At 63.0% G+C, this 20,690-nt stretch carries 14 protein-coding genes; 5 read left to right on the top strand and 9 right to left on the bottom strand.

What is annotated here, in order from left to right; all coding sequences use genetic code 11:
* Positions 1 to 962: 962 nt before the first annotated feature.
* From HY852_RS27120 to HY852_RS27105, 4 genes are all read right to left on the bottom strand, one after another.
* Positions 963 to 2,615, bottom strand: coding sequence for a GMC family oxidoreductase (locus HY852_RS27120; protein WP_291608039.1), 1,653 nt, complete (start codon positions 2,613 to 2,615; stop codon positions 963 to 965).
* A gap of 231 nt (positions 2,616 to 2,846) precedes the next feature.
* Positions 2,847 to 3,440, bottom strand: a complete 594-nt coding sequence (locus HY852_RS27115; protein WP_291608118.1) for a GNAT family protein — start codon at positions 3,438 to 3,440, stop codon at positions 2,847 to 2,849.
* A 110-nt stretch (positions 3,441 to 3,550) separates the two neighbouring features.
* Entirely contained in the window at positions 3,551 to 4,477 is a 927-nt protein-coding gene (locus HY852_RS27110; RefSeq protein ID WP_291608038.1) for an SMP-30/gluconolactonase/LRE family protein, read from the bottom strand.
* Between the two features lie 150 nt (positions 4,478 to 4,627).
* The gene (locus HY852_RS27105; protein ID WP_291608037.1) at positions 4,628 to 5,467 is read right to left on the bottom strand and encodes an AraC family transcriptional regulator; all 840 of its coding nucleotides are present in this window, start codon (positions 5,465 to 5,467) and stop codon (positions 4,628 to 4,630) included.
* A 184-nt stretch (positions 5,468 to 5,651) separates the two neighbouring features.
* Here HY852_RS27105 and HY852_RS27100 point away from each other — a divergent pair, with 184 nt between their 5' ends.
* Positions 5,652 to 6,755: a mandelate racemase/muconate lactonizing enzyme family protein gene (locus HY852_RS27100; RefSeq protein ID WP_291608036.1), complete on the top strand. Its 1,104-nt coding sequence runs from the start codon at positions 5,652 to 5,654 to the stop codon at positions 6,753 to 6,755.
* 87 nt (positions 6,756 to 6,842) lie between these two features.
* Here HY852_RS27100 and HY852_RS27095 read toward each other — a convergent pair whose 3' ends face one another.
* A complete protein-coding gene (locus HY852_RS27095) occupies positions 6,843 to 7,181 on the bottom strand; it encodes a hypothetical protein (RefSeq protein WP_291608035.1) in 339 nt (112 codons plus the stop codon).
* A gap of 242 nt (positions 7,182 to 7,423) precedes the next feature.
* Here HY852_RS27095 and HY852_RS27090 point away from each other — a divergent pair, with 242 nt between their 5' ends.
* From HY852_RS27090 to HY852_RS27080, 3 genes are all read left to right on the top strand, one after another.
* Positions 7,424 to 7,648 (top strand): hypothetical protein, encoded by a 225-nt coding sequence (locus tag HY852_RS27090; RefSeq protein WP_291608034.1) that lies wholly within the window; start codon positions 7,424 to 7,426, stop codon positions 7,646 to 7,648.
* 493 nt (positions 7,649 to 8,141) lie between these two features.
* Complete coding sequence (locus tag HY852_RS27085; RefSeq protein ID WP_291608033.1) at positions 8,142 to 9,332, top strand: efflux RND transporter periplasmic adaptor subunit; 1,191 nt, start codon at positions 8,142 to 8,144, stop codon at positions 9,330 to 9,332.
* A gap of 8 nt (positions 9,333 to 9,340) precedes the next feature.
* Positions 9,341 to 12,496, top strand: coding sequence for an efflux RND transporter permease subunit (locus HY852_RS27080; RefSeq protein WP_291608031.1), 3,156 nt, complete (start codon positions 9,341 to 9,343; stop codon positions 12,494 to 12,496).
* 120 nt (positions 12,497 to 12,616) lie between these two features.
* Here HY852_RS27080 and HY852_RS27075 read toward each other — a convergent pair whose 3' ends face one another.
* Complete coding sequence (locus tag HY852_RS27075; protein WP_367116429.1) at positions 12,617 to 15,985, bottom strand: AAA family ATPase; 3,369 nt, start codon at positions 15,983 to 15,985, stop codon at positions 12,617 to 12,619.
* Between the two features lie 846 nt (positions 15,986 to 16,831).
* On the opposite strand from HY852_RS27075, the gene HY852_RS27070 reads away from it, so the two are divergent.
* Positions 16,832 to 17,353 carry a Cache 3/Cache 2 fusion domain-containing protein gene (locus HY852_RS27070; protein WP_291608030.1) on the top strand — a complete coding sequence of 174 codons (522 nt, stop codon included), beginning with the start codon at positions 16,832 to 16,834 and terminating at the stop codon, positions 17,351 to 17,353.
* Positions 17,354 to 17,601: 248 nt separating this feature from the next.
* Here HY852_RS27070 and HY852_RS27065 read toward each other — a convergent pair whose 3' ends face one another.
* The 3 genes from HY852_RS27065 to HY852_RS27055 form a co-directional block, all read right to left on the bottom strand.
* Positions 17,602 to 18,006: a hypothetical protein gene (locus HY852_RS27065; protein ID WP_291608029.1), complete on the bottom strand. Its 405-nt coding sequence runs from the start codon at positions 18,004 to 18,006 to the stop codon at positions 17,602 to 17,604.
* Between the two features lie 393 nt (positions 18,007 to 18,399).
* The gene (locus tag HY852_RS27060; protein WP_291608028.1) at positions 18,400 to 19,239 is read right to left on the bottom strand and encodes an ABC transporter ATP-binding protein; all 840 of its coding nucleotides are present in this window, start codon (positions 19,237 to 19,239) and stop codon (positions 18,400 to 18,402) included.
* 78 nt (positions 19,240 to 19,317) lie between these two features.
* Positions 19,318 to 20,637, bottom strand: a complete 1,320-nt coding sequence (locus tag HY852_RS27055; protein ID WP_291608026.1) for an ABC transporter substrate-binding protein — start codon at positions 20,635 to 20,637, stop codon at positions 19,318 to 19,320.
* Positions 20,638 to 20,690: the final 53 nt, after the last annotated feature.

Below are 20,690 nucleotides of genomic sequence, written 5' to 3'. Positions count from 1 at the left end.
CCCGTCATCCTGAGGCGCGAGCCTTGCGCTGCGATTTGCAGCGCTGGGCGAGCCTCGAGGATGAACGGCCCCGCCGGTGCCCGTCGCCCTTCGATGCCTCCGCTTCGCTCCGGCGCCTCAGGGTGGCGGTGATGGATTGCTGTTCGGGCCAACGTCGCATGCTTTCACAGTCACGCCTTCGCATTCTCGCGACGCCTTGCGCCCGAGTTTTGCTTCGCTCCTCACCCTCTTCTCAACGAAGAGGGCGCAGGGAAGGCCGGGTGCCGGCTGGCACCCGCGGTCCGTGCGCAAGACGCACACGGCTTGGACCACAGGGCAGCCGGAGCAACCCGGCCTTCCCTGCGCGATGGTTTTACGGCTTATGTCGTGATCTCCCCAGTGAGACGAGCTCTATTGCCACCGTCGCCCACGGAGTGTTGTTGCGCCTCACGCCGGTTGGCATGAGACACCTCCGGGGGCTTGACGCCAGCTTCGGGCGCCAGGACCACACGATTTGACCGTCCGCGGACATCCGCGCCCGGCTTTCGACGGCTGGCGTGTGCTCACCCTCGAAGCCAAGCGAGGACGCTCTCCAGCGCCGTTCGTCCGCGCGCCGGATCATCGCTCACGGGCCTCGCTGAAAGCGAGACCACCGCCCTGCAATTCCTTGCGCGCCGACGCCGCCGCGTCCTCCGCATCCCGCCTCCACATATCGTGACGACGCGTACGCCCCTCTTCATCGAGGCGGGATGCGCGGGATAAGACCGCAATTTCGGGAAATTGGAAGTGGTATATTTTCAGCGCGGGATCTGGACAGAGCGGATCGAATTGAAAGCGCTGGCGAAATTCGTTTCTGCGCGCACGGCGAAATCACCCCCGCAGCGTCGACAAAGGCGCGAGCGGAGGATTAAAAAGGGCAAGTGGTTTGCCTGTCGGGCAAGGGAGTGATGGGTTTCGCTTCGCTCTACCCACCCTACGGCCCCCTACACCACCGCCGCGCTTTCCGGCACATTCGCCGCCTCCAGCGGCTGACGCCCTCGGATCAGATCCGAGGCGCGGTCGGCGATCATCAGGGTCGAGGCGTTGAGGTTGGCGGAGATCATGCGCGGCATTACCGAGGCATCGACGACGCGCAAGGCTTCGAGGCCGTGGACGCGGAGCTGATCGTCGACCACCGCCCAGCTGCTCTCCGCCGGGCCCATGCGACAGGTGCAGGCGGGATGGAAAGTCGTGGTGCCGCGCTGCTGGGCGGCGCCGAGAAACTCGTCGTCGCTCTCGACGTTGGGCCCCGGGAAATCCTCGTAGGCGTAATAAGGCGCGAGGGGCGCCGACTTCAAAAGCCGCCGCGCCAGCTTCATGCCGGCGACGATGATGCGGCGGTCGAGTTCGGCGGTGAGATAGTTGGTCTGGATGATCGGCGGCGCGAAGGGATCGCTTGAGCGGATCCGGACATAGCCGCGGCTCTCCGGGCGCTGCTGCCAGGACGCCACCGTCATGCCCGGCTCATCCTCGAGCTGGCCCTGCACGCCCTCCTTGTAGCTCGCCGGCGTGAAGGTGAGCTGCAGATCGGAGCTTTCGGCGGTCTCGCCCGAATGCCAGAAGCAATAGACCATGGTCGGTGACAGCGACAGAAGCCCGCGCCTCGTGGCGGCCCATTTGAGCACCTCGACCCACAGATGCCAGCCGCGCCGGAGCTCGTTGATGGTCATGATGTTCTTGACGCGCGCGACGGTGCGCGGCGCGTAGTGATCCTGCAAACCCTCGCCGACGCTCGCCAGCGCGTGGCGCACCTCGATGCCGTGCGCGCGCAACAGCTCGGGCGAGCCCACACCGGACAGTTGCAGCAGCTGCGGTGAATTGTAGGTGCCGCCGGCAAGGATCACTTCCTTGTTGGCGCGCACCTCGATCGCCGCGCCGCCGCGTCCGCCCTTCACATAACGCACGCCGACGGCGCGCTTGCCCTCGAATATGATTTCCGTGGCATGGGCGTGCGTATGCACGTGGACATTGGGCCGCTTCATCGCCGGCCGAAGGAAGGCCGTGGAGGCGCTGACGCGGCGGCCGTTCTGGATGGTGCGCTGGGCGTAGGAAACGCCTTGCTGGATCTTGCCGTTGTAGTCGGGGTTGCGCGGAATGCCGAGGCTGACCGCGCCCTCCATGAAGGCCTCGCACAGCGGATCGCGCCAATCCATGGTGGTGACGGTGAGACTGCCGTCGCGCCCGCGATAGGTGTCCTCGCCTTCGCCGATCCTTTTCTCCAGCCGCCTGAAATAGGGCAACACGTCCGAATAGCTCCAGCCGCGATTGCCCATCTGCGCCCAGGTGTCGAAATCCTGCCGCTGGCCGCGGTTGTAGATGTGGCCGTTGATCGACGAGGAGCCGCCAAGCGTCTTGCCGCGCGGCGCATAGATGCTGCGGCCGCCGGTCCACGGCCCCGGCTCCTGCTGATACGCCCAGTTGACGCTCTTCATGTGGAACGTCTTGATGAAGCCGGCCGGCAGATGGATGTAGGGATGCCAGTCGCGGGGACCGGCCTCGAGCACGCAAACGCTCGTGCCGGGATCCTCGCTCAGCCGATTGGCGAGCACGCATCCGGCAGAACCCGCGCCGACGATCACATAATCGAATCTGTCCATCGTGCCTCGCGCCTAACGCTTAATGCGATGATCTTGATTGCCGCACTGGCGTGACCGCGCTCCCTCTCCCGCTTGCGGGGGAGGGTTGGGGTGGGGGCGCCGCCATAAACTCCGCCGCACGAGTGGATACATTTCCCCCACCCGCATCGCATCTTCGATGCGATGCGACCTTCCCCGCAAGCGGGAGAGGTAACCGAATTCACGGCCACATCGTTTCGATGGAACATGCAATTATCGCGGCTTGTCGTTCAGCTGGAAATTCAAATGCGCCTTCACCGTCGGCCACTCGCCGGCGATGATGCTGTAGACCACGGTGTCGCGCAGCGTGCCATTCGGCGCGATCTGGTGGCTGCGCAGGATGCCGTCCTGCTTGGCGCCCAGCCGCTCGATGCCGCGCCGGCTCTGGTGGTTGAAGAAGTGCGTGCGGAATTCGACCGCAATGCAATCGAGCGCTTCGAACGCATGCGTCAGCAGCAGCAACTTGCACTGCGTGTTGACGGCGGTGCGCTGGACGCGCCTGGCGTACCATGTCGAGCCGATCTCGACGCGCCGGTTGGCGGCGTCGATGTTCATGTAGGTGGTCATGCCGGCGATGCGGTTTTCGGCATCGAACGCGGTGAACGGCAGCATCGATCCCGAAGCCTGCAGCGAGAGCCTGCGATCGATCTCCTTGGCCATGTTTTCGGGACGGGGTACGAACGTGTACCAGAGCTTCCACAGTTCGCCGTCCCTAACGGCCTCGACGAGCCCGTCGAGATGCTGGTGCGAAAGCGGCTCGAGACGAGCGTGCTCGCCGCGCAGGGTGATGGGTTCAGGCCATGGAATTGACGTTTCTCCTCCGTCTTTGCGAGGAGCGAAGCGCCGAAGCACTCCAGTCCGTCCCCGTGGGTAAGTTTCTGGATTGCTTCGCTTCGCTCGCAATGACGCTCATTGGTTCACTTGTTCAAAAAATTCAACGGCAGGCCGGGGCGCGGCCAGTCCATTGCGATCAGCTGGCCCTTGCCCGACAGCGCGATGTACGCCGTCTTCAGTTCGGGTCCGCCGAAGGCGATATTGGTGGTGACGCGGTCTCCGGTTTCGATCTGTTCGACCAGCTTGCCGTCAGGCGCAATCACCGAGATGCAGCCGGAGATCAGCGTCGCGACGCAGACATTGCCGCTCGCTTCCACCGCCAGCGAATCGAACATCTGGTAGCCGCCGAGCCCGGCGATCGGCTTGCCGCGTTCGCCGCGGTAAATGACGTCGCGCGGCTTCAGCGTGCCCGGCGCCGAAAGGTCGTACGCCCACAGCCGTGCCGTCGGCGTCTCCGCGATGTAGACGGTATTTTCGTCGGGGGACAGCCCGATGCCGTTGGCCGGCAGCACGCCGAAAACAGCTTCGACGATCTCCTTCATGCCGGGCTTGAGATAGTAGAACGCGCCGACATCCATGTCGCGGGCACGGCGCTTGCCGAGATCGGAGAACCACAGCCCGCCATGCCTGTCGAAGACGAGGTCGTTGGGCCCGCGCAACCGGTTTTCGCCGCAGCTGTCGATCACGGTCTCGACCTTGCCGCTCTGCAGATCGATGCGCTGGATCGAGCCGCCGAGATAGTCCTCCGGCTGCGGTCCCGGCATGATCGTGTTGCGGGTCGGAATCCAGGAAAAGCCGCCATTGTTGCAGACGTACATCTTGCCGTCGGGACCCAGCGCCGCGCCGTTCGGTCCGCCCGGGATTTTCGCCACCACTTCCTTGCGGCCGTCGGGCCACACCCGGGTCAGCCGCTGGCCGCGGATTTCGACCAGAACGACCGAGCCGTCCGGCATCGCCACCGGCCCTTCGGGAAATTCAAGGTCGGTAGCGAGAACGCGGACGTTGGACATCGGTCATCTCCCCGGGCTGTTATCGGCGGCAGGGGATTTCCAGACCTGGCCCCGCACGCAACTTCGTTGCGTTCAGTTTATGGCAAAGTCGACCATGCTTGCCAAGCAAGCGCAATGGTGCCGATGGCGCAGGGCAGCGATGCAGCGCCGCTATTCCGTCACCGGAATCCAGATTTCGAAGCCGCCGTTACCGGTCAGCGGATCGAACTTTTCGTCATAGCGCTCGAAGTTGGGCGCGTCGGCCGCCTTCAATCCGGAGGCAGGCAGCCAGTCGTTCCAGATCGTGTTGACGGTGCGCCGGATCGAGGCAACGTGGTCGCGGTGGGTGAACACCGCGTAGCTCTGCTCGGGGATGCGAATGCGGGCAAAGCGCCGCGGCAGATCGGAAAAGTCGGATACTTCCACGCCCGCGATGTAGTCGAAATTGCCGGCGTCATCGCCGTTGCAGCAGACACCATAGGCCACGTTGCCGACGCGGGCGGGAACGTCGGCAACGATTTGATGAAACCGCTGCCACAGGCCGGGAATGCCCGCGCCATTCTCGCAGTTGAAGCGCTCGCCAACGCCGGCAACGAGCAATGCCTTGCCGGTCACGAAACGCGGCGCCTTGAGGTTGTCAGTCATCGTTGAGTCCATGAGGATCGGCTCCTGAAGCTTGAGCTGGTCGAGGCGCGCCCTGGTGCGAACCGCTTCGGGCGTGGCGCCGAAGTGGTCACGAAACGCGCGGGTGAAGGCTTCGTGGGAGCCGTAGTCTGCCTCCAGCGCCAGCGAAAGAATGTCAGGCGCTCCGCTTGCGAGTGCCCGCGCGGCCTCCGACAGGCGGCGGATGCGGACGTAGCGCATGACCGAGAATCCGGTCGCGGCGGCAAACGCCCGCACCAGATGGAAACGCGAGACACCCGCGACGCCTGCGACGTCGTCAAGCGTCAGGCGGTCCGCCAGATGGCTTTCGATGAACCAGAGCGCCTTTTGTGCAGGATTATTGACCATGGCTCGCCCTCAAAGCGCTCGGATCATGCGCGCCGTGGTCGCCGGGCGCTTGATCGTCCTTGCTGTCGGACGATCGGCGGACAACCCGAACCACCGCCTTCCATCATAGGGGTCAATCCGGTGCTGCTGGCAAGGCGATGCCGTTCATGCATACTGGTGCCGCCGCTCGGGGAGGAACAGCACCATGCAGATCACGAACGTTCGGGCGCACCATATCCGAATTCCCTATGACGCCGGGGGCGCGAGCTTCAGGCAAGGCGCTTCGGCCATCACGGCGCTCGAGACGGTGATCCTCGAGGTCTCGACGGATGCCGGCCTCACCGGCTGGGGCGATGCCTTCGCCTATGTCTGCCCGCGGACCACTTGCACGGCGATCGAGGAGATGATTGCGCCACAGGCGCGCGGCATCGAAGTTCCGGATGCCGCCGGGATTCCCGCGGTCATGGACCAGATCCAGCGGAACCTGCATCTGTTCGGCCGCTATGGCATCACCATGTTTGCGATCTCCGGCCTCGACATCGCCCTGTGGGATCTTGCCGCGAAGATCGAAGGCGCACCGCTCAACCGATTGATCGGCACGCCCAGGCGCACGAAGATTCCTGCCTATGCGAGCCTGTTGCGAATCGGGACTCCGGAACGGATTGCCGACGAATGCGAAGTGGCGCTGCGGCACGGCTACGGCGCGATCAAGCTGCACGAAACCACCACGCCCGCGGTTTTCGCCGCGCGCGCGGCAATCGGCGACCGCACGCCGCTGATGGTCGACCTGAACTGTCCGCTCGACGGTGCGAGCGCCATCGCCTTTGCAAAGGATTGCAGCGCCGCTCACCCGCTGTTCCTCGAAGAGCCCGTCTGGCCGCCGGAGGATTTTGCCACGCTCGCGGAGGTCCGAGCCAAGGGCGGGCTCGACATTGCGGCAGGCGAGAACGCCTGCACCGTGCACCAGTTCCGGCAGATGATGTCGGCCGGCGCGGTAAGCCATGCCCAGCCCTCGGTCATCAAGGTCGGCGGCATCACGGAGTTCCTGAAGATCGCGGCGCTGGCCGACGAGATGGGAATTCACATTGTCCCGCACTCGCCGTATTTTGGCCCCGGCTTCCTCGCAACGCTGCACCTCATGTCGCTCCGCGACGACGGCCTCATCGAGGTGTTCTACCTCAAGCGCGCCGCCTGCCTGTGGCGCGGCCGCATCTACGCGGATGCCAGCGGCAGCATCGAGGTGCCCGAGGGGCCCGGGCTTGGCTATGAGCCGGACCAGGATGTGATGGAGCGCTACCGCGTCGCGTGACGGCCGGCTCGTAGGGTGGGCTAGCAAAGCGTAACCCACCGCTTTCTTCATCGTAACACGGTGGGTTACGCCTTCGGCTAACCCACCCTACTTTTCCTTCGCGGCAGGCTCCTTCGCCGCCGGCGCATCGGCTTTCTTCTTCAGGTCCTCCACGGTCCTGGCCTGTGCCGCCTGCAGATCGGCCACGGATCTTTGCAGGAGGGCCACCGTTGCTTTCAGCGACTCGATCTGACGGCTGGCGGCGTCGAGCTTCTGCTGATGGTCGAGGCTGAGCCTGGTGATCGTCTTCTGCAGGAAATCGATGTTGCTCTGCAGGCAGCTGGTGCGGCGCTCCCAGGTCTTTTCAACGGTGCAGATCTCGATGCCGGGAACATCCTGCGCGCGAACCGCAACAGGCAGCGCCGTGGTGGCCGCGCAAATTGTCATCAAACCAATTGTTCCCGAAAAGCGAACCGTCCGGCCGAACATGCCAACCCCTTCCCCGCGTTGTCGATCACGGCAAATTGCAAAAATGCCCTGCCGCCAGCCGACGATACCATACTGGCACCGCATTCTCGCGTTGATCTCAAGCACATGCCCGTTCAAACGGGGACTATGGGATGGAGACTAGGCACAAAGACGCGGAACGCCGGCGCGCATCCGCGTCGTTCTCAAGGGAGAGTGGTGGGATGGCAACGCGCGAACGACGTCTGGCCGAATTCGATGGTGAGGGCGAGCCGCCGCCCGGCTTGTCGGTCGAGGTGCTTTGCGAGGACCATAGTGGAACCTACAAGCTCCCGTTCGCCTGCCGCTACGTTGAAGGTCGCTGGGAGAATGACGAAGCCGGAATCACGCTGCAGGCCAACGTGATCGGCTGGCGCCTGCCGCGCGTCAAGCAGACCGACGCACGCTGACCGCGTTGGAATAACAGCGCGGCTACGGTCGGGAAGCCGCTCCTTCCGGCCGTTTGCCGCGCGCTTGTTTCAAACTGCGACAGAAAAGGAGGGCGCGTTAAGGTTTGGAACGCGGGCAGAACGAATCGCGTCCGAATCAGCGGTTGAGCGATGTACTCACTTGTTCACGGCTAGATATCGGCGCATTCCGGATCGCGCGCACCATATCCAGCAGCGCAGCAATTGGCCGCCGCCAATGACCGAAGAATAAAGGTTAATTCCTCGCAGGCCGCCACATCGGCCGGATGCTCGCCGCCGGGAGCCGCTGCATCTCTGGTCAATCCGGATCGGCGTGATCGTTCAGGCCCTGTTTGTCACAGGCCGTGCGCAAGCTGGGCGTTCGCGGCGGCCGCGCGGGAATAACCATGCTTGCGGTGTTTAACGGTTCTGCAATATTGGTGTTTAGACCCGAGGCTGGGCTTGCCCGCAGGCGTTCGACGACGGGGGAATCGCGATGGGGCGCGTGCAACTGTTTTGGCCCACGGCGCCACGCGGATGCCGCAGACCCGACGGGCGAGCCATTGCGGCAATCGTTGCGCTCGTCACCCTCGCCGGCTGCGAGCAGAACACCTTCGTGCCGCCTCCGCCGCCCAAGGTGGATGTCGCGGTCCCCGTTCAGCGCCCGATCACCCGATATCTCGAAGCGACCGGCAACACCGCGCCGATCAAGAGCGTGGACCTCGTAGCGAGGGTGCAGGGCTTCCTCCAATCGATCGAATACAGCGACGGCAACTTCGTCAAGCAGGGCACGACCCTGTTCACGATCGAGCCTGAAACCTACAAGCTCAAGCTCGACCAGGCGCAAGCGGCCGAGGCCGGCGCGCAGGCCTCGCTCAAACAGGCGGAAGCCGATTTCAAGCGACAATCGGATCTGGTGGCGCGGCAGGCGGTGTCGCAGGCGACGCTCGACCAGTCCACCGCAACGCGCGACAACGCCCAGGCCAACCTGCTGCAGGCCCAGGCCAACACCAGGCTCGCGGAGGTCAACTACGGCTACACGAAGGTGACGGCGCCATTCGACGGCATCGTCAGCGCGCACCTGGCCTCGGTCGGCGAACTTGTCGGCGTCGCCTCGCCGACGCAGCTTGCAACGATCGTCGCGTTCGATCCGATCTATGTGAACTTCACCGTCAACGAGCAGGACGTGTTGCGCATCCGCGCCGAAGCCGTCCGCCGCGGCCTGACGCCGACCGACCTCAAGCAGATTCCGATCGAAATAGGCCTGCAGACCGAAACCGGCTATCCGCATCAGGGCAAGCTCGACTACGCTTCGCCTACGATCAACCAGTCGACCGGAACGCTCGCGGTGCGCGGCGTGGCACCCAATCCGGATCGGCTTCTCTTGCCCGGGTATTTCGTGCGCGTGCGCGTTCCGGTCGAGCGGCAGGATAACGCGTTTTTGGTGCCGGATACCGCGCTCGGCAGCGACCAGGGCGGCCGCTACGTCCTGGTGGTCACGAACGAGAACGTTATCGAGCAGCGCAGGGTGCAGACCGGACCGCTGGAGGAAGGCCTGCGCGTGATCGAGAGCGGGCTGAAGGCGGACGACCGTGTCGTCACAACAGGCCTGTTGCGGGCAATCCCGGGCCAAAAGGTTGATCCGCAGCTCAAGAGGATCGAAGCGGCGCAGCAGTCCATCAAGTAGGAGCGGCCATGATCTCCAAGTTCTTCATCGAACGGCCGGTCCTTTCCAACGTCATCGCCCTCTTGATGATCCTGATCGGCGGCGTCGCGCTGTTCAATCTCGCCGTCGCGCAATATCCGGACGTGGTGCCGCCGACCGTGCAGGTCACCACGCGCTATCCCGGCGCAAGCGCCAAGACCGTGGTCGACACCGTCGCACTGCCCATCGAGCAACAGGTCAACGGCGTCGAGGACATGCTCTATATGCAGTCCTATAGCGGCGCCGACGGCACCTACACGCTCACCGTGACGTTCAAGATCGGGACAGACCTCAACTTCGCGCAGGTGCTGGTGCAGAACCGCGTCTCCAGCGCGCTGTCGCAACTGCCGCAGCCGGTGCAGAACCAGGGCGTCACCGTGCAGAAGCGCTCGACCGCGATCCTGATGTTCGTGACGCTGACATCGCCGGATGCGCGGTATGACAGCCTCTACTTGAGCAACTACGCCACCATCAACATCCGTGACGAGCTTTCGCGGCTGCCCGGGGTCGGCAACGTCACCGTGTTCGGCGCCGGCCAGTATTCAATGCGCGTCTGGCTCGACCCGAGCAAGCTGCAGGTCCGCGGGCTGATGCCGCAGGACGTCATCCAGGCGATCCAGCAGCAGAGCCAGCAGGTCGCGGCCGGCCAGGTCGGCGCCCCGCCGACGCCGCAGGGCCAGTCCTTCCAGTACACGCTCAACGTCAGCGGCCGCCTCGACGACACTGCCCAGTTCGAGGACATCATCGTCAAGACCGGCAGCAGCGGCGACGTCACGCGCGTCCGCGATGTCGGCCGGGTCGAGCTCGGGGCCCAGACCTACAGCCAGATATTCTCGCTCAACAACCAGCCGTCCACCGGCATCGGCGTGTTCCAGTCGCCCGGCGCCAACGCGCTGGAAGTCGAGCAGGCCGTGCAGAACAAAATGGCCGAGCTCGCGCGCGGCTTTCCGCAGGGCGTCAAGTACGACACCCCCTTCGACACCACGAAGTTCGTGAAAGCTTCCGTGCACGAAGTCTACATGACCCTGATCGAGGCGGGCTTCCTCGTGCTGGTCGTGATCCTGGTCTTCCTGCAGGACTGGCGGGCCATGCTGGTGCCGGCCACGACCGTTCCGGTCACCATCATCGGCGCGTTCGCGGCGATGGCCGCCCTCGGTTTCACCATCAACCTGTCGACCCTGTTTGCGATCGTGCTCGCGATCGGCATCGTGGTGGACGATGCCATCGTCGTGGTGGAAGGCGCCGCCCACAACATCGAGCGCGGCATGTCCGGCCATGACGCCGCTATCCGGGCGATGGACCAGCTGTTTGCGCCGATCGTCGGCATTACGCTGGTCCTGATCTCGGTGTTTCTGCCGGCCGCCTTCATGCCGGGACTGACGGGACGCATCTACGCCCAGTTCGCGCTGGTGATTGCCGCGACCGCGCTGATCAGCGCCATCAACGCGGCGACGCTAAAGCCGACCCAATGCGCGTTGTGGCTGCGCCCTGCCGTGCCGCCCGAACAGCGCAACTGGTTCTATCGGGGCTTCAACAATATTTATGAACGGGTGGAGAGGCGTTATGCGGCGCTGATCGGCAGCATCGTCCGGCACAGCACTGTTTCCGTGATCATCGCGCTTATCCTGATCGCGATCGGCGGCTATGGCCTGTCGCGGGTACCGACCGGCTTCATTCCCATCGAGGACCAGGGTTATCTGATCGCCGCGGTGCAACTGCCCGACGGCGCCGCGCTCGACCGCACGCAGAAGGCGCTCGAAAAGGTCAGCGAAATCGCCGGCCAGACTCCGGGCGTCGCCGAGGTCATCACCATTGCCGGCATCTCCGCGCTCGACAACAGCGCAAGCCTTGCCAACGCCGGGGTTGCATATCTCATCCTGAAGGATTGGGACGCCCGCGGCCCCGGCGAGGACCTGCGTTCGCTGGTGATCGGTTTGACCCAGAAACTTGCCGATGTTTCGGAGGCACAGACGCTCGTACTGCCGCCACCTCCGATCCAGGGCATCGGCAATGCGGCCGGCTTTGCCATGCAGGTCGAGCTGCGCGAGGGCAGCAGCGACTTCGCCAAGCTGCAGGCCATCACCAGCGCGATGATCGAGAACGCCAAGACCCAGAGCGCGCTGCAGCGCGTCAGTTCCCCGTTCCGGGCGATGGTGCCGCAATTCAACGTCGAGATCGACCGGGTGAAGACCGAGACCCTGCACGTGACGACGGACGAGGTGTTCTCCGCGCTCTCGTCCTATCTCGGCTCGTCCTTTGTCAACCAGTTCAACAAGTTCGGGCGCGTGTTCCAGGTCTATGCGCAGGCGGACTCCCCGTTCCGCCTGAGCGAGCGCGACATCGCCAACCTGATGGTGCGCAACCAGCAGGGCGACATGATCCCGATCGGCACCGTCGCCAGGATCACGCCGACGGTCGGCCCGTCGCTGATCAGCCTGTACAATCTGTATCCCTCAGCGACCATCGTTGGATTGCCCGCGCAGGGCTACAGCTCCGGCCAGTCGCTGCACTTGATGGAGCAGATCGCGGACAAAACGCTGCCGCCCGGCTCCGGCTACGAGTGGACGGCGATGTCGTACCAGGAGAAGGCGGTCAGCGGCCAAATCTATCTGGTTTTCGGACTGGCCATGCTGCTGGTCTATCTTGTCCTCGCTGGCCAGTACGAGAGCTGGTACGCACCGGTTTCCGTGATCCTGGCGGTGCCGCTTTCGCTGCTTGGCCCGATGGCGGTGCTCACGGCACTGAAGATCGACAACAATCTCTATGTCCAGATCGGACTGATCCTTCTGATCGCGCTGTCGGCCAAGAACGCGATCCTGATCGTCGAAGTGGGTCTGGAGCTGCACAAGCGCGACGGCAAGCCGCTCCTTGAATCCGCCATCGAGGCCGCGCGGGCACGTTTCCGTCCCATCCTGATGACCTCCTTCGCGTTCATCCTTGGCGTGGTCCCCCTGGTGATGGCCACCGGCGCCGGCGCCAGCGCGCGCAAGTCGATCGGCATCACCGTGTTCTCCGGGATGCTCGCCTCGACCTGCCTCGCCGTCCTGTTCGTGCCGGCCTTCTTTGTCGTGGTGCAGAAGTTCGAGAACTGGCGGGCGGCACGGAAGCCGCAAGTCCCCAAGACCGTGCCGCAGTCCGAGCCCTGAGCGGCAACAGACAAGCGCGCGCAGGCTGCGCGTACTCATAGACCAAGATTGGCTGGCGAGATCCGCTATGGTCCGATAGCGACCAAATTCCGCATCGCAGCGAAATGACGCGATGGACTTCTACGCGCCTAGTTCGCCGAGCAAGGCCTCCGCTTTCTTCAAGTCGGGTATGTCGAAGCCCTCGGTGAACCAACCGTAGACCGGCGCGAGGAGACCGCGTGCTTCATCGCGCTTGTCCTTGTCACGCCAGAGCCGGGCGAGGGTGATGGTGGAACGGAGTTCCCAGAGCTTCGCCTCCTGTTGGCGCGCGATCGCGATGGCGTGGCGAAAGTCGGCCTCCGCCTCGGCCTCAGCGTCCTGGTGAGTGGTCCGCAACAGCTGGCCTCGGCGACATCGCAGTTCGGCCTCGAACCACCGCACGCCCGATTTCTCGGTTAGAGACAAAGCCTCGAATAGTTGGCCGAGCCCGTCTTCGGGCGTTCCCGTCTTCACATGCGCCGTGGCAAGCTGCGCGAGGTAGAACGGAAGGGTCCACGCCGCGCCGGACGCTTGGAATCGCTCGATCCCGAGCCTCAGCAGATCCATCCCGGCCTCGGATTCGCCGGCCTCGACCAGGGTCCAGCCGCGATACGCCGTTCCCATTGCGAGGAAGAAGGCAAAGCCCTGCTCGGTAGTAAGCGCAATCAGCTCATCCGCCAGCAGGCGCACGGTCCGTGGATCGTCGAGCACGAAATACAGCCGGCAGGCGACGCTTAACGCGAACGCGAGGCTGATGGGGTGCGACAGCTCGCGCGCCTCTGCCAGGGCTTGCCTGCTACGCGCCCGGGCCTGATCGACGAAACCCAGAAGCCCGAGCGTCAGCGACAGGAAGGAGAGCATCGCCACGCTGGCGTTCTCGGCGAACAGAACCGTTAGAGATCGATGCTCCGTGGGATCGTAAAGTGCGAGCCCCTGCTCGAGATGCGCGCGCGCCAAGCGCAATTCTCCGCGATGCAGCCAACTATCGCCGACCGCCCGATGACCGGCCACCAGGGCGGCCCGGTCGTTTTGTCGTCCGGCCAACTCGAGCAGTTCTTCGGCGGCGCGATGCGATAGTTTCGTTTCGGCGCGCACGTGGTGATGAACGAACTCGCCCCACAACGCCTTGAGCAGATTCGGCGTGTCGTTCAGCAGCTGGCAGAGACGACGCGCCCGCGCGTAGGACTTTCCGGTCTCTTCGTCCGCATGGCCCTTCGCGGCGATCAGCGCGCCGCCGATTGCGAGTTGAAGCTGGAGTTCGGTGCGCTGCCTCTCGGCGCTGTCCGGTAGATGGGACAACAGATCGAGCGCCTTCCGTATCTGTCTGATCGCTTCTGCCGTGGCTGAGCGCGCCTTGGAACGTTCGCCGGCCTCCTGCCAATAGGAAACCGCTTTCTCGATCAAACCGGCATTTCCAAAATGGTGCGCGAGGATCTCGGGTTGCGCTTCGGCGTTTGTCGCGAGCTTCTTCTCCAGCGCGCCAGCGATACGGGCGTGCAACTCACGACGCTGGCCGCGCAGCAGCGTGCCGTATGCCGCGTCCTGCACCAATGCGTGCTTAAAGAGGAAATTGACATCGGGTGGTTCGCCGCGCCGAAACACCAGCCCGGCACCTATCAGCCGGTCTAGCGCCGATCGCAGCTCGCTCTCGCTCCGGTGCGCGGCGGCGGCGAGCAGATCGTAGGAGAACTCCCGGCCGATGGCCGCGCCGAGTTGCGCGACCTGCTTCGCGACCGGGCCAATACGGTCGAGCCTTGCCATCAGCGAAGCGTGCAAGGTGGGCGGCACCGCGAGCCCCGGGAGCGGTGCAGCCGAGACGGCGCGCTCCACCCCCGCAGCACCCGCTTCGAGCACAGCCTTGGTCAGTTCCTCGACGAACAGCGGCACACCGTCCGTTCGCTCGGCGATCTCAGTGACGAGCTCGGGCGGCAATCCCCGGTCGCCGGTCATGCTCCGGATCAGCGCGGCGCCCGCCTTGTGATCAAGACGGTTCAGAACCATCGTGCTGACGTGTGATTTTCCGGTCCACACGGACTGAAATTCGGGGCGGAAGGTGATCAGCGACAGCACCGGCAGGATCGCCACCCGATCGATGGTCCGGTCCAGCAACTCGCGCGAGCTCGGATCGATCCATTGCGCGTCCTCGAAGACCATCATGATTGGATTTCGCCGGGCCAGACCTTCAAGCTGCCGAAACAGGGCATCGAAAGTCTTCTCTTTCTTTCGCTGTGGCGTGAGGGCAATCGGCGGATAGCGCTCGCCGGTCGGGATCGATAGCAGCTCGGCGAGGATTGCTATGTCCTCGTCGGGCGGCAATGCCGGGGATAGCACCGCCTGCAGCTTGTCTAGCCTATCCGCCGGCGTGTCCTCGCGCTCGAAATCGACGGTTCGCTGCAGCTGGGCAATGAAGGGATATAGCGCGCTGTCCTGATGATGCGGCGAGCAGAAATACCGCAAGCGAGTGTGCGGCTCGCCCTCGATGCGCTCCTGGAGAGCCGCGACGAGGCGCGATTTGCCAATCCCCGGCTCGCCAGCCAGCAACACTACCTGGCCGGTGCCCGTCCTCGCCTGCTGCCAGCGCTGCACCAGCAGCTCGAGCTCCTCCTCGCGCCCAACCAACGGGGTGAGCGCCGCCGCGTGCAACGCCTCGAAGCGACTTTCCGCCGTACCCTCACGCAGCACCCGCCAGGCGCGCACCGGCGAGGCGAAGCCCTTCAGCATCACCGCGCCGAGATCCTCGTAATCAAAGAGCCCGCCGATGAGCCGCCGCGTGTCCTCAGCGATCACCACCCCATCCGGCTCGGCGAGCGCTTGCAGTCGGGCGGCCAGGTTCGGCGTCTCGCCGAGCACCGCCTGCGGCTCGGCGGCCTCGCTGCCGATCAGGTCGCCCACGATGACGAGACCAGTCGCGAGCCCGAGGCGAACCCTCAGCTCGAGCTCCCGTGGGGCGCTCGGCGCATGCCCGGCCGCGGCGATCTCGAGCGCGGCGCGCACCGCGCTCTCGGGATCATCCTCATGCGCTGAGGGATGGCCGAACAGGATCAGCATGCCATCGCCGATGTAGCGGCTGATGGTGCCACCGTACTTGCGGACGATGGCCGCCACGCCATCGCGGTACTCGGCGATGATCTCTCGTAGATCTTCCGGATCGAGCCTTTTCGCAAGCGCCGTCGAGCCGACGAGGTCGCAGAACATCACTGTGAGTTGACGGCGCTCGGCGGAAGACCTTGGCGCGGGTGACAAGGTAGAGGGCTCCGTGACCCGCACCACGGTGGACGTCGACACTCGAGCCGCTGCCGATATTCGCTCGGCTCCCGTCGGCATGAGCGCTGCGCCGCAGTCGCCACAGAACCTTTTACCCGACGGGTTGTCGGCTCCGCACGCAGGGCAGCGCAATAATAGCGGCGCGCAGCAGTCGCCGCAGGCCTTCTTACCCTCTGGGTTGACTCTGCCGCAGCTCGGACAATCCATGTCGCACCCGATCTAATTGCTGATTTGCATGAGCTCTCGTGGATTTCCCCTAAGAGCGAACCTTCAGAGCGCGACATTGCTCTATGGTTCCGGCACTTCCGGGCGAATGCAATGGGAGGCTTCCTTTGTTGCATTTGCCATTTCGAACGCAGCTGCGACGCGTGCGATCAAGAACAGTTTGTTCATGGCAAGCTCCCTAGAAAGCAGGGATATTCGCACCACGACTTTCAGCAGTGATCTTAGTCCAATCCGCTCGCATCAAATGTGCGCCGTTTCACATCTTGCGTCATTGTCCCTAGCCGCCTTGGGCTTCAACTTGCACGGGCTCCGAACCGAGCATTGTGTCGTTCAAGTGAGCAGATGGGGAACGTGCGGCATGGCCCAAGGCATAAACCTCTCCAGAGAGGACTGGCGCCGCTAAACCGCTGGCCGGCAGACGAGCCGGACACCTCCAACGGTCATGATCAGCAATCAATCGACGTCGGCGATGAATGACAAGCCGAGCCCAATGTCGTGTGTGTGGGGGGTCATAAGCGGCGGTGGAGGCAAGCGCGGATCGATGTCCGGTCTACCGCTGACAGCCAACGTGACAACGGCTTAAGCGTTGTTCGGCTTAGGGCCAAAGGCGGTCATTCACTCCAACGAACGCGCCACGCGGCATGAGCACCATGAACCAGACAGCGTGCATGACGTATTAGGATGAAAACTCCTTGCGCGGCCTCTTTCACTTCGATCGGCCACATTGACAAGTACGCGAAAAGAGAGCGCACTTATCGCGCATTACTGCATAGGCTCCTCGCCCGATTGTGTCTTCACATCGGGCTGCTGGGGCAATGGGAGATAACGATGAAAAAAAGCATGCTCGCACTATTATTGACTGCCTTCACTGCCGGCTTTTTGATTCAATTCCCCGCAAGTGTGGTCGCCGGACCTACTGAGGATGTGCAGACTGCGATGCAACTTCTCAAGTCGAAGGCCGCGACGCTGGGTGTAGCCAGTATCAACGGGAAGGAGGAAGTTGCTGGCAAGATTCTCCCCACCTTAAATTTTGGATCGACCAAGATGAATAACAATTTCGCACTGGTTGACGAGGTCCAGAAGGAAGCCGGTGGGACGGCCACAATCTTTGTTAAGAACGGTGACGAGTTCGTCCGCGTAACAACGAACGTTAAGAAGGATGACGGGTCGCGCGCGATAGGCACGGTTCTTGACCCAAAGGGTAAAGCCATCGCGGCTATTGCGAAGGGTGAAGGCTATCTCGGAGAGGCAGACATCTTGGGTAAGCCTTACGTCACTGACTATGAACCAATCCGCGATGCAAACAGCAACATCATCGGCATCTATTACGTCGGCTATTTGAAAAAATAGCGTGCATTGAATGAAAAGGAATTTGAGGCTGCTTGTGCCCTTGGTACGCGCGTTGCGGAGTTTGCCGCCATAACGTAAATTACGCAGACGAGTGAGGGCTCGTTAGAGGCCCTCACTCTCACCCGTCGCTTGAAACTCGACTTCCCGAAAGATGTTGGGGCCGCTTTCAGCAAATATGTTTGGAATTCGTCGAGGTCCGTTGAGGGTCAAAAAATGGGCGGTCAAGGACCTCGGTAAGCAAGTCCGGTCTAGCCGCGACAGCGGACCTGTCCGCCGTGCTCAAGGTTCTTCGCCTCAGGGCCGCCAGCGGAAGTCGCCGTCATCAGATCAGTAGAATTTGATAGTTCAGCTCGACGCGCACGATATTCGCGTGTCGCACCTGATGAAGCGTATTCGCCATAACGGAAAGCAGACGAATCATAGTTTCTCGGCGATGATGAATCGACAACCATGGGAGTACCAGGCACTCCAATGGATGTTGTTGTCCAGGTTGTGTCTGCCCATTTCCCGCCAAGTTCGATACCTGCATAGAATCCTGTCCAGCCAAAAACAGGCGCGGGCGCTGGTGGCGGTGTCTTGACGGCCATATCAGCCGCAAAAGCGGGCGTTCCGATCAATGTGATAGCGGCGATGGCAAATGCTAATGTCTTCATGACAGCCCCCCATAGCTTGCGAAGCTATCATGCCGCCTATCGGTGGAACTGTTACTCGTTAAACACACTTGACCGAAAATCTTGGAATGCGCCCAAGTCCGAAGCGGGTCACCCGCGCCGCTTGGGCGCTGCGCCGCCTGCTTCCGGTCTACCTCGATGAGCCGACAACATGGCCGCCTCCCGGACCTACGCCTTCGGGCCAGAAGCGGCCGTCAAGCCCGGCCTACAGCACTTCCGAAAACCGAAATGCTAAATTCAGACATCGGCCAACTCGATCTTAGACCGAGCATCACCAAACCGGATTAGACTCGAACTCAGTGGCTAGAAGGGGGCGGACCACTCCATTGCGTCGGCTCCGGACCACTCACGGGGGCCGATCACTTAGCGTCACGCCTAAGCGAGCCAGCGTTTGCGCCGCTTGTAGTGCTTCCCATCGCGGAATGATTTGCGCTTGTCCCCGGCGACGCCGAGATAGAATTCCTTGACGTCCTCATTTGCAGCGAGCGCCCGCGCCTTGCCGTCCATCACCACACGGCCATTTTCAAGGATGTATCCGTGGCTGGCATATTTGAGCGCCATGTTGGTGTTCTGCTCGGCAAGAAGAAACGAGACACCTTCCTTGACGTTGAGATCCTTCACGATCTCGAAGATCTCTTCGACGATTTGCGGCGCGAGGCCCATCGAAGGCTCATCGAGCAGGATCATCTTCGGGCGCGACATCAGCGCGCGGCCGAGCGCGCACATCTGCTGTTCGCCGCCCGACGTATAGCCGGCGGTTGAACCACGCCGCTGCCCGAGACGGGGGAAATAGGCATAGACTCGCTCCAGGTCCTGCGCGATCGCGGACTTGCCGTCCCTGCGCGTGAAGGCGCCGGTCAAGAGATTCTCTTCGACAGTGAGGTGGGCAAAGCAACGCCGCCCCTCCATCACCTGAATGCAGCCACTCCGCACCAACTCGCTTGGCGACAGGGACTGCACTTCGACACCGTCGAACAGGATCGAGCCCTTGGTGACCTCGCCGCGCTCCGCATGCAGCAGATTGGAGATCGCCTTCAGCGTCGTTGTCTTGCCCGCACCATTGGCGCCGAGAAGCGCGACGATTCCACCTCGCGGCACATCCAGCGATACACCTTTCAACACGAGGATGACGTGACTGTAGACAACCTCGATATTGTTGACCGATAGAAACGGCACTGCCGCTTCTGTCGCCGTAGAAGCCTTGGCGCTTGACATGCGGTCCTCTCCAAACAGTTGCTGCTGTCGAGAGATCCGGGAGGAGGCAAACGCTCCACCCGGATTGCCGGGAAGCATTCAGCTTTCTTTCGCGCAGTCGCGCGGCTTGATGTTCTTCTCCGCGGCATACTTCGCGGAAACGTCGCCGACGAGCGGTTCGGTGTCGGACTGGCTCGCCGTGTACCAGTCGGAGATGACTTTCCAGTTCTTGCCGTCCCACTGCTGTACGCGCCCCTCCCGCGCGCCCTCATGGTCGGAGCAGGAAATCTTGATCGGCTTCAACATTACCTCAAAGCCGAGTTCCTTGAGACGTGCATCCGAGAGGTTGAGGTTCTCCAGACCCCAACGCACTTGCTCGCCCGTCAGCGGCTTCTTGCCGAACTTTTCCTGCGCCTTGCGGATCGCCTCCACGCCGAGCATGGCGTTCACCATGCCGCGGTTATAGAGAACTTCGCCGACCTTGCCAGGCTCCGACAACCCCTTGCCCTTGGCATAGACGTGCTTCTCGATTTCGGCATGCACGGGGAACTTGCCCGCGCCATGCTGAAGCATCAGCGCCTTGTAGCCAGCAGCTTGATCGCCGGCGGGCGTCACGTCCGGCTCGGCGCCCGACCACCAAACACCGATCATCTTCTCGCGCGGATAGGCAACAGCCGCCGCTTCCTTGACCGCCGTGCCGTTCATGACGCCCCAGCCCCAGAGCAAAACATAGTCCGGCCGGTTCTGGCGGATCGCCAGCCATTGCGACTTCTGTTCGACACCGGGGTGCGTAACCGGGATCGGCGTAAATTCAAAGCCGTGCTTCTTTGCCAGCACCTCCAGCATCGGGATCGGCTCCTTGCCGTACGGGCTGTCGTGAAAGAGCAACGAAATCTTCTTGCCTTTCAGCTTGTCGAAGCCGCCGACCTCTTTGGCGATGTGCTGGATCGCGATATCAGCCGCCGACCAGTACGTGCCGAGCAGCGGGAAATTGTACGCGAACACCGCGCCGTTCTTGGAATCGGAACGGCCGTAACCCATCGTGATGATCGGGATCTTGTCAGTCGTGGTCTTTTCAGTGAGGGCGAATGTAATGCCGGTCGACAGCGGATTGAAGAAGGCCGCGCCGGTCGGGCCCTTGCCCTTGAGACGCTCGTAACACTCAACGCCCTTGTCGGTGGCGTAACCGGTCTCGCATTCCTCGACCAGAAGCTTGACGCCGTTGATGCCGCCGTCGCGCTCATTGATCAGGTTGTAGTAGTCGGCCATGCCGTTTGCGAACGGCACGCCATTCACCGCGTACGCGCCGGTCCGGTAGGACAGTATCGGGATGAACTGCTCGTTCTGCGCTGCAGCCGGAGTGGCAAGCGCCACGCCCGATAGTACGGCTGTCGCCAGTATCAGCTTGTTGCGTACCATATTAGTTGTCCTCCTCGTTCAGCCCGGTTTTTGCCGTACCGGATCTTGTTATC

Source organism: Bradyrhizobium sp. (genome assembly GCF_016213215.1).
Lineage (GTDB): Bacteria > Pseudomonadota > Alphaproteobacteria > Rhizobiales > Xanthobacteraceae > Bradyrhizobium.
Note: the sequence above shows the minus strand (reverse complement) of the source record. Positions and strands in the feature narration are given on the sequence as shown.

Excerpts from the sequence above, each read along its gene's own strand:
- HY852_RS27120 (WP_291608039.1), bottom strand. The coding sequence starts at position 2,615 with ATGGACAGATTCGATTATGTGATCGTCGGCGCGGGTTCTGCCGGATGC.
- HY852_RS27110 (WP_291608038.1), bottom strand. The coding sequence starts at position 4,477 with ATGTCCAACGTCCGCGTTCTCGCTACCGACCTTGAATTTCCCGAAGGG.
- HY852_RS27105 (WP_291608037.1), bottom strand. The coding sequence starts at position 5,467 with ATGGTCAATAATCCTGCACAAAAGGCGCTCTGGTTCATCGAAAGCCAT.
- HY852_RS27100 (WP_291608036.1), top strand. The coding sequence starts at position 5,652 with ATGCAGATCACGAACGTTCGGGCGCACCATATCCGAATTCCCTATGAC.
- HY852_RS27095 (WP_291608035.1), bottom strand. The coding sequence starts at position 7,181 with ATGACAATTTGCGCGGCCACCACGGCGCTGCCTGTTGCGGTTCGCGCG.
- HY852_RS27090 (WP_291608034.1), top strand. The coding sequence starts at position 7,424 with ATGGCAACGCGCGAACGACGTCTGGCCGAATTCGATGGTGAGGGCGAG.
- HY852_RS27085 (WP_291608033.1), top strand. The coding sequence starts at position 8,142 with ATGGGGCGCGTGCAACTGTTTTGGCCCACGGCGCCACGCGGATGCCGC.
- HY852_RS27080 (WP_291608031.1), top strand. The coding sequence starts at position 9,341 with ATGATCTCCAAGTTCTTCATCGAACGGCCGGTCCTTTCCAACGTCATC.
- HY852_RS27075 (WP_367116429.1), bottom strand. The coding sequence starts at position 15,985 with ATGGATTGTCCGAGCTGCGGCAGAGTCAACCCAGAGGGTAAGAAGGCC.
- HY852_RS27070 (WP_291608030.1), top strand. The coding sequence starts at position 16,832 with ATGAAAAAAAGCATGCTCGCACTATTATTGACTGCCTTCACTGCCGGC.
- HY852_RS27065 (WP_291608029.1), bottom strand. The coding sequence starts at position 18,006 with ATGAAGACATTAGCATTTGCCATCGCCGCTATCACATTGATCGGAACG.
- HY852_RS27060 (WP_291608028.1), bottom strand. The coding sequence starts at position 19,239 with ATGTCAAGCGCCAAGGCTTCTACGGCGACAGAAGCGGCAGTGCCGTTT.
- HY852_RS27055 (WP_291608026.1), bottom strand. The coding sequence starts at position 20,637 with ATGGTACGCAACAAGCTGATACTGGCGACAGCCGTACTATCGGGCGTG.